9 protein-coding genes are annotated in these 13,756 nt (G+C 30.4%); 7 read left to right on the top strand and 2 right to left on the bottom strand.

Going from position 1 to position 13,756, the window contains the following annotated elements; translation table 11 throughout:
* Positions 1-275: 275 nt before the first annotated feature.
* Positions 276-1,514: a UV DNA damage repair endonuclease UvsE gene (uvsE, locus tag I4V16_RS08045; RefSeq protein ID WP_111937771.1), complete on the bottom strand. Its 1,239-nt coding sequence runs from the start codon at positions 1,512-1,514 to the stop codon at positions 276-278.
* A 222-nt stretch (positions 1,515-1,736) separates the two neighbouring features.
* Here uvsE and gdhA point away from each other — a divergent pair, with 222 nt between their 5' ends.
* The 6 genes from gdhA to recJ all read left to right on the top strand — a co-directional run bounded on the left by gdhA (position 1,737) and on the right by recJ (position 12,247).
* A complete protein-coding gene (gene gdhA, locus I4V16_RS08050) occupies positions 1,737-3,083 on the top strand; it encodes an NADP-specific glutamate dehydrogenase (RefSeq protein ID WP_049178581.1) in 1,347 nt (448 codons plus the stop codon).
* A 288-nt stretch (positions 3,084-3,371) separates the two neighbouring features.
* The gene (locus tag I4V16_RS08055; RefSeq protein WP_049178580.1) at positions 3,372-4,763 is read left to right on the top strand and encodes a glycosyltransferase family 2 protein; all 1,392 of its coding nucleotides are present in this window, start codon (positions 3,372-3,374) and stop codon (positions 4,761-4,763) included.
* Positions 4,764-4,999: 236 nt separating this feature from the next.
* On the top strand, positions 5,000-6,943 hold the full coding sequence (locus I4V16_RS08060; protein ID WP_111937772.1) for a DNA topoisomerase IV subunit B: 1,944 nt from the start codon (positions 5,000-5,002) through the stop codon (positions 6,941-6,943).
* A 17-nt stretch (positions 6,944-6,960) separates the two neighbouring features.
* Positions 6,961-9,879: a DNA topoisomerase IV subunit A gene (locus I4V16_RS08065; protein WP_049178578.1), complete on the top strand. Its 2,919-nt coding sequence runs from the start codon at positions 6,961-6,963 to the stop codon at positions 9,877-9,879.
* Positions 9,880-9,904: 25 nt separating this feature from the next.
* Entirely contained in the window at positions 9,905-10,456 is a 552-nt protein-coding gene (locus I4V16_RS08070) for a DJ-1 family glyoxalase III (RefSeq protein ID WP_111937773.1), read from the top strand.
* A 21-nt stretch (positions 10,457-10,477) separates the two neighbouring features.
* Positions 10,478-12,247, top strand: coding sequence for a single-stranded-DNA-specific exonuclease RecJ (gene recJ / locus I4V16_RS08075; RefSeq protein WP_111937774.1), 1,770 nt, complete (start codon positions 10,478-10,480; stop codon positions 12,245-12,247).
* A gap of 51 nt (positions 12,248-12,298) precedes the next feature.
* Here the strand turns inward: recJ and I4V16_RS08080 are convergent, their stop codons facing one another.
* Positions 12,299-12,481 (bottom strand): alpha/beta-type small acid-soluble spore protein, encoded by a 183-nt coding sequence (locus I4V16_RS08080; protein WP_027099473.1) that lies wholly within the window; start codon positions 12,479-12,481, stop codon positions 12,299-12,301.
* A gap of 132 nt (positions 12,482-12,613) precedes the next feature.
* On the opposite strand from I4V16_RS08080, the gene I4V16_RS08085 reads away from it, so the two are divergent.
* A complete protein-coding gene (locus I4V16_RS08085) occupies positions 12,614-13,687 on the top strand; it encodes an undecaprenyldiphospho-muramoylpentapeptide beta-N-acetylglucosaminyltransferase (RefSeq protein ID WP_111937775.1) in 1,074 nt (357 codons plus the stop codon).
* The last annotated feature ends 69 nt before the right edge of the window (positions 13,688-13,756 follow it).

The following is a 13,756-nucleotide window of genomic DNA, read 5'->3' on the forward strand; positions in this document are numbered from 1 at the left end:
AACCGCCGTATACCGAACGGTACGTACGGTGGTGTGAGAGGACGCTAAATAAAATAATTATTTAGCTCCTACTCGATCCTTTAGTATGAGTGGTTTGCATATTTGTTTTGATGTGACTTGGAGCGTAGCGACGGAACAATCAAAATAAATATATAAACCATCTTATTTACACCCTAAGGAATATATTTTTTAAAAGAATATATATTCTTTTAAAATAAAAATAATAAAAATAATATATATTCTTTTATAATATAAAAAATAAAAATAATATAAATTTAATTGTAAAAATAATATGAGTTTAAAAGCTCATAGCAAAGATATCTTTCTGCAAGCTTATGAAGATATTCTTTAGCTTTACTATAATTTTCTTCATTTTTTAATTTGAAAAAGTGATTTGTCTCTCGAGAGTTTATATTTTCTTCAATTAATTTAAAACCTTCAACTAACGCTTTATTAGTTGAAGTAGAAGTTGGTTTCTTATAATAAAGACTATCTACATATAAATAGAAGTCTTTTATGCCATTAAATAAAATTATGTCCTTTGCTTTCCCAAATGTATCTTCTCCTTTTTCTGTAAAATAAAGTTTATAACGTTCAATTTCCATTAATATATCAATTTCTGTTAAAGCATTCTGGGACTCTTTTATTAGATTTATAATTTTAACAGCAGAAAAGTCTTTATCTTTGACCTCTAGCATAATATCTAAATCATAATTTTTTGCAACTGAATAATATTTAAAGAAGTCCTCTATGAAGATGGTGGGAGAGTGTGAGCCTTTCTTCTTTTTTATATCTTGTTGGCTATAGTGAACTTTCATATTACACTTCTCATTTGCCCAAGTTGATTTTGCAAGTTCAAATAGTTTGTCTAGAGTATAGCTATTATCTCCAAAACATTCATTATGAAGATTATCAAAAACCATAGGAGCATTAATAGTTTTACAAATGTTTAACACATCACTAAATGAATAATTCTTCTCATCATTTTCAATAATTAATCTATTTCTTATTGATTTAGAAAGTAAAGTATAGTTATTCATAAATCTTTCTGTTGATTCAATCTTTGAATCATATACTCCTCCTACATGAAGAATAATTTTATGTTCAGCATTTAATCCCATAGAATCTAATAGAGAAGTGTGGTAATTTAAATCCTCAATTGCCTTATGAACTATTTCATCATTAGGAGAATTAAGAACTGTGTATTGACCAGGGTGCATAGAAACTCTCAAATTATTTTTTTTAATAAATTCACCTATGGATTTTAATTCGTCAGAGAAATACTCAGGCCAATTGAACGTATTTATACTATGACTTCCAAAGGGGATTATATTTGAACTAATTCTAAAGAGTTTTATTCCAAGCTTATTATTAAACTCTAATATTTTGTACAAATCTAATAAGTTACGAGATATTGTAGTTTTAAGTAGTTCTTCATTATATGAGGTTAATGCAAATTTTCTCGTAGTTTTTAATGATGTTGATAAAGGAGTACATGCATATCCTATTTTCAATTTATCACCTCGTTGTTATTTTTCTTCTAAGATTAGTGTTTGTTATTTATTAAAAGAATATAAAGGGAAAGCATATTATTACTAAATTGATATTTTGTTAAATATATTATTAAATAAGTATGAAATTCGTTAAAAAACGGTCCTTTTAATATTTTTTTGTAGTAATTGTAAAGAAAATAATGTATTATTAAGTTAAATTAAAATTAAAAAGGGGATGGAAAAATGAACGGTAAGCAATATGTTGAATCTGTTCTAGAGAAGGTGGAAAGCCGTAACAAAGGAGAAAAAGAGTTTTTAGATGCAGTTACTGAAGTTTTAAACTCATTAGTGCCTGTATTTGATAAACATCCTGAGTTCATAAAAGCGGGGCTATTAGAAAGAATGGTTGAACCAGAAAGACAAATAATGTTTAGGGTTCCATGGGTAGATGATGAAGGGAATGTTCAAGTTAACAGAGGCTTCAGAATTCAATTTAACAGCGCTATAGGACCTTATAAGGGTGGATTAAGATTTCATCCATCAGTTAACGCAAGCATTATTAAATTTTTAGGTTTTGAACAAATATTTAAAAATTCATTAACTGGTCTTCCTATAGGTGGAGGAAAAGGTGGCTCAGACTTTGATCCAAAAGGAAAATCTGATAATGAAGTAATGAAATTCTGTCAAAGTTTTATGGCTGAGTTATATAGACATATAGGATTAGACACTGATGTTCCTGCAGGTGATATTGGTGTTGGTGCTAGAGAAATAGGCTATATGTATGGATATTATAAGAAGTTAAGAGGGGCTAATGACCAAGGTGTTTTAACTGGAAAAGGCTTAACATATGGTGGAAGTCTAACTAGAAAAGAAGCTACTGGATATGGATTGGTTTATTTTACTGAAGAAATGTTAAAGGACAATGGAACATCATTTGAGGGTAAAACAGTAGTTATCTCAGGTTCTGGTAATGTTGCAATATATGCTACAGAAAAGGCTACTGAATTAGGAGCAAAGGTTGTAGCATTAAGTGATTCCAATGGTTATATTTATGATCCAAATGGAATAAATCTTGATGTTGTTAAAGATATTAAGGAAGTTAAAAGAGGAAGAATTAAGGAATATACAGATAGAGTTCCAGGTTCTACTTATACAGAAGGATGTAGAGGAATTTGGACTATTAAATGTGATATAGCATTACCTTGTGCAACTCAAGGAGAAGTTAATGCTGAATCAGCTAAAATTTTAGTTGATAACGGAACAATTGCTGTATCAGAAGGTGCTAATATGCCTTCAACATTAGAAGCTATAGAAGTATTCCAAAGCAATGGATTAATGTTTGGTCCAGCAAAAGCTGCTAATGCAGGTGGTGTTGCATGTTCTGCTCTTGAAATGTCACAAAATAGTATGAGATTATCTTGGACATTTGAAGAAGTAGATGAAAAACTTCAAGGAATAATGAAGAATATTTATAAGAATGCAAGTACTGCAGCTAAGGAATATGGAAAAGATAAAAATATTCTTATGGGAGCTAATATTGCTGGCTTTATGAAGGTTGCTGATGCAATGATGGCTCAAGGAATTGTTTAATTAAATAAGTTTGTTTTGAAAAGGAGATCTAACAAAAAAGATTTCCTTTTTTTTGCAATATACCTATAAAAAAATTTATATAGTAATAAGAAATAGGGAAACTTAATAATGAAAGATGAAAAACAAATATGGGAAAAAATATAAAAAATTAACATTAATTTAAAATTAAGATTTTTGCCCTTGATTTTTTGATATAATTGAACTAGTATTAATAAGAACGCATTAACGAGAAAAAAAGACAACAATAATATAATGGGAACTTCTCATTTAATATTAGGAGTGAAAGTAATGGAAAAAGTAATGTATACAGCAATAGCGGTGTTTCAAGTGTTCGCATTTGTAGTTTTATGCTATTACTTGATATTAGGGTTATTTGGAACCTATAGAAAAAAAGAAAAAAAGGATTATGCTCCTAAGCGTAAATTTGCTATGATTGTTGCTGCACACAATGAAGAGGTAGTAATTGGAAAATTAGTAAAAAGTATATTAGGACAAAATTATCCAAAGGAATTATTTGAAGTTTTTGTAATAGCTGATAATTGTGATGATAATACTTCGAAAGTTGCAAAAGAAGCAGGAGCAAAAGTATTTGAAAGATTTAATAAAGATCAAAGAGGAAAAGGATATGCATTAGAGTGGATGTTCGATAAAATTTATAAAATGGACGAAAAGTTTGATGCTATTTGTATATTTGATGCAGATAACTTAGTGCATCCTGACTTTTTAAGAGAGATCAACTCTAAGATGAAGGAAGGCTATAAAGTTGTACAAGGCTATATAGATAGTAAAAATCCTGAAGATTCATGGATTGCAACTTCTTATTCAATAGCATTCTGGTCACAAAATAGAATGTTCCAACTTGCAAGAAATAATGTTGGATTCTCTAATCAAATTGGTGGTACTGGATTTGCAATTGATTTTAATACTTTAAAGGAATTTGGATGGGGAGCTACATGTTTAACAGAAGATTTAGAGTTTACATGTAAGGTTGTTCTAAATGGTGGCAAAATAGGTTGGGCACATGATGCTAAAATTTATGATGAAAAGCCATTAGGATTAAAAGCTTCTTGGGTTCAAAGAAGAAGATGGATGCAAGGGTTTACAGATGTTGCATCAAGATATTTCTTTAAGCTTGTTAAAAAGTCTATTAAGGAAAGAAAATGGTATATATTTGATTGTGCATTATATGTTTTACAACCATTTGCAACTTTATTGATGGCTATATCAGCAATATTAACTTTAATTCAAGCAAATGCACCAGAAGGAGCTAATATATTCATTATGAGTGATCTTCTTGGAAGTGCTGGATATCAGGCTATAACATTAGTTCAGTTTGTTATAACACCATTAGTATTAATATTAGATAGAAAGATATCAAAGGGACTTTTCACGATGATTGCATTATTCTCTACTAATATTTTTATAATGCCTATTTTATTAAAAGGTGTTACTGATGGCGCAATTATTGCAGCAGCTAATTTTGGATTTTATGCAATATTCTTAGTTGCAACATTTATATTCTGCGGGAAGAAAGGCTTAGTTTTCTTCTTTAGATTCTTATTATATGCTCTATATACTGTTACTTGGGTGCCAATTACAATCCAAGGTATATTAAGAAAGAATAATAAGGAGTGGAATCCAACTAAGCATGTAAGAAATGTTGAAATTTGTGATGTTTAGATAAATAAATATTTAATAAATTTAAAGTGGAAGTTAAGAATATTAGCTTCCATTTTTTATTGTTTAAAAATCCACAGATACATAATGGATATGGTGATTTTATAATATCTTTAAAAAAATATGGATAAACTAAAAAATATTTATAATAAATAAATTTTGACATAGTAAATAAAAATAAGTATATTTTAATGTAGACAACTATAGAGATAGAAAATATATGTGGAGGGCAAAAGTTTATGAAGAATAATACTACTTATGATGTTACTGATTTGACTTCCTTAGAAAAGTTAGAGCCTGTTAGAGTAAGACCAGGTATGTATATAGGATCAATTGGGAGTAAGGGGTTACATCACTGTGTATGGGAAATATTAGATAATGCTATAGATGAAATTTCTAATGGGTATGGGAATAAAGCTCAAGTTATTTTAAATAAAGATAAGAGTGTTACTATAAAAGATAATGGAAGAGGTATACCAACAGGAATTCACCCAATTAAGAAAAAGAGTGGGGTAGAAATGGTATTTACAGAGCTTCATACAGGAGGAAAATTTAATAATAAGAATTATAAAACTTCTGGAGGGCTTCATGGAGTTGGAGCAGCGGTAGTTAATGCCCTTTCAAAATGGGTTGAAGTTGAAGTTTATCAAGGCGGAAATATTTATCGTCAAAGGTTTGAATATGCATATGATAAAGAGCTAAAAAGAGATATGCCAGGTACCCCTGTTACAAAACTTGATATAGTAGGTAAAAGTAAGGAGACTGGGTCTAAAATTACATTTATGCCAGATGGAGAAATATTTTCGACAATAGATTTTAAGTTTGATGTAATTGATGAGAGATTACAAGAATTAGCCTTCCAAAATAAAGGTATTAGGCTTGAATTAATAGATAATAGAAAAGATGAAGAAGTTAAAAAAGAATATTATTCTGAAAGAGGGCTTTTAGATTTTATAGATTATTTAAATGAAAGTAAAACTAAGCTTCATGAAGCACCTATTTTATTTGAGGGTGAGAGAGAAGTTAGTGGACTTCAAATGTATGGAGAAGTATGTATTCAATTTACTGATTCAACTACAGATTATATTGCAAGTTATGTTAATAATATTCCAACAACGGAAGCTGGAACTCATGAAACTGGTTTTAAAACTGGTATGACTAGAGCTTTTAAGGAATGGGCAAGAAAGCTTGAACTAGTAAAAGGAAAAGATAAGGAATTTGAAGGTGATGACCTAAGAGAAGGTATGACTGCTATAGTTAGAATTAAAATAACTAATCCTGTTTTTGAAGGACAAACTAAAACAAAGCTAGGAAATAATGAAGCATATACTATGATGAATGACTTAGCTTACACTAAGCTTGGTGAGTGGATAGAGGATAATAAAGAGCTTGCAACAATGATAATAAACAATGCTCTTGCAGCTGCTCAAAGAAGAGAAAAAATAAAAAAGATTAATGATGCAGAAAAGAAAAAGATTGGAAAAGGTACAGCACCTCTTGCAGGTAAGGTTGCAGTGTGTACTTTGAAAAATAAAGATGTAAATGAGTTTATAGTAGTTGAGGGAGATTCAGCTGGTGGTTCTGCAAAACAAGCTAGAGATAGAAGATTCCAAACAATAATGCCTTCAAAAGGTAAAATAATGAATACTGAAAAGCAAAAGCTTGAAAATGTATTAGCATCTGAAGAGCTTAAGATTTTTAATGCTGCTGTAGGTACAGGTACATTAGATAATTATAATGAAGATGATTTGAAATATAACAAAATAATTATTATGAGTGATGCCGACGTAGATGGCTATCATATTAGGACACTTTGGATGACTTATATTTATAGATATATGAGACCTTTAATTGCTAATGGACACTTATATTTAGCACAACCTCCTCTTTATAAGGTATATAAAAATACTAAAAAAGGAGAGGTTCAAAAGTATGCCTATAGTGATGATGAATTAGAACAAGTTAAGAAGGAAATAGGTAAAGGGGCTCTTATTCAAAGATATAAGGGACTTGGAGAAATGAACCCAGATCAATTATGGGAAACTACACTAAACCCAGAGTCAAGAACTTTACTTCAAGTAACTATAGAGGATGCAGCAAAGGCTGAAAGAATGATATCTCTACTTATGGGAGATGTAGTTGAACCAAGAAAAAAATATATGTATAAATACGCAGAGTTCTAGAAAGGGAGGGATAGTTTATGGCTAAAAAAGTTAATAATAATATTCCAAAAGATAATAATATAATTCCAGTACTTCTTGAAGAAGCTATGCCAGACAACTACCTACCTTATGCGGTAGAGGTTGCAAAAGAAAGAGCTCTTCCAGATGTAAGAGATGGTTTGAAGCCAGTTCATAGAAGAATACTATATGGTGCATATTTACTTAAAGCATTTCCAGATAGACCATACTACAAGTCAGCAAGAATAGTTGGGGATATTTTAGGTAAATTTCACCCACATGGAGATAGTTCCGTATATGATGCATTAACAATATTAGCACAAGATTTCTCCACAAGAGAACCTTTAATAGATGGTCATGGAAACTGGGGATCTATTGATGGTGATAGTGCGGCGGCTATGAGATATACTGAAGCAAGATTAACTTCTATTGCAATGGATATGCTAAAAGATATTGATAAAGATACTGTTGATATGGTACCTAACTACTCAGATAGTGAATTAGAGCCAAGGGTTTTACCAAGTAGATATCCTAACCTTTTGGTTAATGGTTCCTTTGGGATAGCTGTAGGTTTAGCTACTAATATACCTCCACATAACCTTGGGGAAGTAACTGACGGTGTTCTTGCATACATAGATAATCCTGAAATTACTACAAAAGAGTTAATGAATTATATTAAAGGGCCAGATTTACCTACAGGTGGAGTTTTGATTGGAAAAAATTCAATGATTTCTGCTTATGAAACAGGTGAAGGTAAAGTAACATGTAGAGCTAAAACTTCTATAGAAAAATTAGAGAACGGAAGATTAGGAATAGTAATAACAGAATTCCCTTATAGAAGAAATAAGGCGAAATTGTTACAAACTATATCTGAAATGACTGGTGATAAGAGACATCAAAAGGCATTAGAAGCAATAACAGATATAAGAGATGAATCTGATAGAAGTGGTATTAGAGCAGTTATTGAATTAAAGAAAGCTGCTGATGAAACCACTGCAGATAAGATTTTAAAATATTTATTTAAAAAGACTGATTTACAATGTAATATAAGCTTTAATATGGTTGCCTTAGCAGATGGTAAGCCAGAAACTATGGGTCTTAAGACTATTTTAGGTCATTATATAAATCACCAAAAAGAAATAGTTACAAGAAGAACAAGGAAAGAGTTAGAAATAGCAGAAAAGAGATTTCATATAGTTGAAGGGTTTATAAAGGCAATAAATATCTTAGATGAAGTTATTGCAACTATTAGAGAATCTAAGTCTAAGAAGGATGCAGGAGAAAACTTAATTAACAAGTTTGGCTTTACAGAAGCCCAAGCCACTGCAATCTTAGAGTTGATGCTATACAGATTAACAGGATTAGAAATAAATGTGTTCCAAAAGGAATATAAAGAATTAGAAAGACAAATAAAGAAGTTTAAGAAGATTTTATCAGAAGAAAAAGAACTTCTAAAAGTAGTGAAATTTGAACTTAAAGAAATAACTGATAAATACAGAAATCCTAGAAGAACTCAAATAGTTGAAGATGATAGTGAAGCAAAGATTGATCTTGAGGAATTAATAGTTGTAGAAGATGTTATGCTTACTATTTCAAAGGATGGATTTATAAAGAGAATTCCATATAAAAATTACATCAGGGCAAATGCAGAACCTTCTGAAATTGAATATAGAGAAGGGGATGAGTTAAGATTTTTAGTTAAATCTAATACTACTGATAATATTCTTATATTTACAGATAGAGGAATAATGTATCAAATTAAAGGAATAAATGTTCCAGAAGGAAAGTGGAAAGAGAAAGGTGAAAAGCTTGATACATTAATCAAAGCTCTTAACCTTGATGATGAAAAAATAATTGGAGTTAATTCAGTTAATGTAATGTCCTCAGATAGATTTGTACAGTTTGTAACAAATAGTGGGTGCATTAAGAGAAGTTCTTTAGATAAATTCCAAACTAATTACTCAAAAGTTCAAGCTGTTAAGCTTAGAGAGGGAGAAAGAGTAGTTAGAACGGATATTTTAGAAGGAGAAAATAAATTCTTAAAAATTTCAACTAAGTTAGGTCTGGAGTTTACTCTAGAAATACCACAATTAGAAGATCTACCTAGAAATATATTGGGAACACAATTATTCAACTTATCATCTAAAGATGAAGTTATAAATGCTGAATATGTGGAAAGTATGGAGTTTGTTGAATATACTTTAGGGGTTACAGCTAAGGGAACATTAAAAACTTTTGCAAGAGCCAATAAAAATGATTCATTAAAAGTAACTACAGATTCTTCATCTGAATTATTAATGTTTACTAATAAAGGTAACGTTATAAAAATAGCATCATTTATGCTTCAAGAAGCAATTAAAAATAGTGAAATTTCTATTGAAGATTTAGTTTATGGATTAGGTAAAAAAGAAAGAGTAATTGCAATATATTCTATAAAATCTTATAGCGAAGAATATGCAGTATATACAATTTCTAATAAGGGATTAGTTAAAAAGACACTTCTTAGTGAGTTTGCAGGAGACTACTTAATACAACAAGCATACAAATTTAAAAATGAAGATGACGAAGTAGTTAGCATAGATATATCTAATGAAAAAATAGGTCACATTGTATTATTTACTAAAAAGGGTATGGCTATAAGGTTCCCTGTATCTAACGTTAATGCAATGGGTAAAATAGCATCAGGTGTTACAGGAATAAGCTTAAAGGATGAAGACGAAGTTGTTTATGGTAAATGCTTTGTAAATATAGAACAGGACCTAAATGGAGAAATTGCTATTTCATCATTATCAGAATATAGGTTTCAGTTAGTTACAAGGAATAAGGAGACAGCAGAAATTAAATTATCTGATGTTAAGCTCCAAAATAGAGCAGGTAGAGGATCAGGTGTTATGCTAGTTTCTCTTGATGATGAAATAAAGAACGTAAATATAATTTAAAATATGGTTTTTAGGAGGGATTCTTATGAAAAAGGTAGCTGTAATGCTAGCTGATGGCTTTGAGGAAATTGAAGCTTTAACAGTTGTAGATATTATAAGAAGGGCTAATATTACTTGTGATATGTTTAGTGTATCTAGTATGGAAGTAAAAGGTGCTCATGATATAGTTGTTAAGGTAGATAAACTAATAAGTGAAGAAGTTAAGGAATATGATGTAATAGTGCTTCCGGGAGGAATGCCTGGTGCTACTAATCTAAGAGATAATGAAGAGGTAATTGGCTTAGTAAAATGGTTTAATGATAATAAAAAAATAGTAGCTGCAATTTGTGCAGCTCCTATTGTTCTTGGAAAAGCAGGAATTATTGAAGGAAAGAAGGTAACTTCCTATCCAGGATTTGAAGATGAACTAATAAAAGGAAGTTATTTAGAAGAGCATGTAGTTGTTGATGATAATATTATTACAAGTAGAGGTCCGGCAACTGCTATGCTATTTGCTTATAAAATTTTAGAGTTATTACAATGTGATAAATGGGAAAACTTAAGTGAAGGGATGTTATTTAACTCCTTAATGAAATAGAGAAGAAATGGGGGAGAAGCTTTGAAAGAGAAGTGGATGGTAATTAATAAAAAAGAAGATTTTATAAAACTTACTAATGAATATGAAATTAATCCACTAATAGCAAGATTATTGGCCAATAGAGGAATTGTAAATAAAAAAGAAGCTTCTCTTTTTCTAAAAGGTACAGTTAATGATTTAAATGATGCATCCTTGATGAAGGATATGAAAAAAGCAGTATCTATAATTAAGGGCGCTATAGAAGAAAAGAAAAAGATAGTTATTTATGGTGATTATGATTGTGATGGAGTATGTAGTACAACTATTCTCTATAGAACCTTAAAGAAACTAGGAGCAAACTTTGATTATTATATACCTAACAGAGAAGATGAAGGTTATGGTATGAATAGTGATAGGATTAGAAAGCTTAAATCAGAAGGGGCGGAAGTAATTCTAACTTGTGATAATGGAATATCTGCTATGGAGCAGGTTGAAGTGGCTAAGGAGCTAGGTCTCACTGTAATTATCACAGACCATCATGATATACCTTATATTGAAAAAGAGGGTAACAGAATAAATGTTGTACCTAATAGTGATTGTGTTATAAATCCTAAACAAGGAAACTGTGAGTATCCATTTAAAGAACTTTGTGGAGCAGGAGTTGCATTGAAATTTTCTATGGAATTAGTTAATGCAATGGGACGAAGTTTTTCGGAATTATATGATTTGTTCCAATATGCAGCTATTGCGACCATTTGTGATGTTGTAGAGCTTTTAGGTGAAAATAGAATAATTGTTAAAGAGGGATTAAAGCTAATCAATAACACATCTAGTATAGGGCTTAAAGCATTAATAAAAGCAACTGGTCTAGAAGGAAAAGAAATAAGTGAGTACCACTTTGGATTTGTACTTGGACCATGTATAAATGCTACAGGAAGATTAGAGACAGCAGATTTATCAGTAGAGTTATTAATAACTGAAGATGAGAAATATGCAGAAGAACTAGCTAAAAAGCTTTATGACTTAAATGTAGAAAGACAAGAATTAACTTTTGATAGTGTTGAAAGTGTTATTTCTAAGGTTGAGGAAGAAATAACAAATGGAGAAAAGGTTATACTTGTATATGATGAAGGGATACATGAGAGTATAGCTGGTATAGTAGCAGGTAGAGTTAGGGAAAGATTTAATTTGCCAGCAATAGTTATGACAAAAGGAAAAGATATGCCAAAGGGGTCTGCTCGTAGTATTGAAGGATATAATATGTTTGAAGAATTGAATAAGTGTAAAGAATATATAGAGAAGTTTGGGGGACATCCTATGGCAGCAGGTCTATCTGTAAAAGAGGAAAATATATCTCTTTTGAGGAAGGCTCTTAATTCTAAATGTACTCTTTCAGATGAAGATATTATTCCAGTTATAAAAATAGACTCTCCATTAGAAATTAAATATTTGGATGAAAGCCTAGTAGAGGAAATTGAAAGTTTAAGACCTTTTGGAAAAGGCAATGGAAGTCCCTTATTTGCTGTTAAAAATATCAAGGTTTCAAGAGTGTTTTTCATAGGAAAAGAGAAGAACTTTATGAAGTTTAGATTTGGTATTCCAGGAACATTTGGATATGTTGAAGGGCTAAACTTTGATAAATATGAAGAATTTAAAGATATGTTCACCGATAAGTACGGTGAAGAAAAATTTTTAAAATTAGTAGATAGTGGATATGCAGATTTTAATATGGATATAATTTATTATCCAACTATTAATGAGTTTAATGGAAAAAGAAATATACAACTTAATGTTAAGAACTTTAGGTTATAATTTTAAGAGGATAGCTTGAAGCTATCCTCAATTTTTAAGGAGTAGAGAGAATTAAAGACCTTTTTCATATTGTTCTACCATTCTCTTAACCATTTCTCCACCAACGCTACCACATTGTTTAGAAGTAAGATTTCCGTTGTAGTCAGAGAAAGGTACGTTCATTGTACTAGCAACTTCGTTTTTGAATTTAGCTAATCCTTGTTTTGATTCTGGAACCAATGATTGATTTGGCATTTAAATTCACCTCCCTGTATCCTAGTAATCATAGCTTGTGTAATTTTTTTGTGATTATTATATATAATTATAGGGAAAGGTGGAAAAGCCATACAAGTTGTTTATAAAAATAAAAGTTTAGGAGTTGATTTTTTGAGTAAGTATAAAATTATAATGACAGGTGGAGGTACAGCAGGACATGTAACTCCAAACTTAGCGCTAGTACCAAGCTTAGAAGAAGCTGGCTTTGAAATTAAGTATATAGGAAGTAAGGATGGAATAGAAAAAGAGATAATAGAATCAAAAGGAATTCCTTACTATGGAATATCATCAGGTAAGTTAAGAAGATATTTTGATATTAAAAATTTTACGGATCCATTTAAAGTTTTCAAGGGTGTAATTGAGGCTAAAAAAATATTAACAAAGGAAAAGCCTAATATAGTCTTTTCTAAAGGTGGTTTTGTTGCAGTACCTGTAGTTATTGCAGCTAGTATAAAGAAAATACCAGTTGTTGCTCATGAATCAGATATAACTCCAGGACTTGCTAATAAGTTATCAGCGCCATTTTGCGATAAGTTATGTGTTACCTTTAGAGAAAGCTTAAGTTTTGTAAAAGATAATAAGGGAGTTTTAACTGGAAGTCCTATAAGAAGCGAAATATTAAATGGAAGTAAGTTACAAGGAAAGCAAATATGTGGATTTAAAGATGAAAAAGAAATTTTATTTATTATGGGTGGTAGTCTTGGATCAAAGGTCATAAATGATGTGATTAGAGAAAACTTAGATGAAATTTTAACAAACTTTAATGTTATTCACATATGTGGAAAAGGCAATTTAGACAGTAAATTACAAAATTATACTGGATATAAACAATTTGAATTTGTAAGTGAGGAACTACCTCATTTAATGAAGGCAGCAGATTATATTGTTTCTAGAGCGGGAGCAAACTCTATTTTTGAGTTTTTAGCATTAAAAAAACCAACATTACTAATACCGTTGTCTAGAAAAGCAAGTAGAGGAGATCAAATTTTAAATGCAAATTCCTTTAAAAAAGAGGGGTATTCTCTAGTACTTGAGGAAGAAGAGATCACTAAAGAAAGCTTTTTGTCGCATTTAGAGGAATTAAGAACTAGAAAGAAGGAATTAATTAGTAAAATGAATGCTAAGCAAGGTGAGGTTGGAACCTCTGCTGTGATAAAGACAATTATGGACGTTATGAGAAAGTAGTGTAATTTGCAGAATATTTATAATATTACTTAAATGTTTTTAATTTACAATTCCCTTGCAAAATTGATA

The sequence above is a fragment of the Clostridium sp. 1001283B150210_160208_E6 genome (assembly GCF_015669365.1).
In the GTDB taxonomy this organism is placed as follows: Bacteria; Bacillota; Clostridia; order Clostridiales; family Clostridiaceae; genus Clostridium; species Clostridium paraputrificum.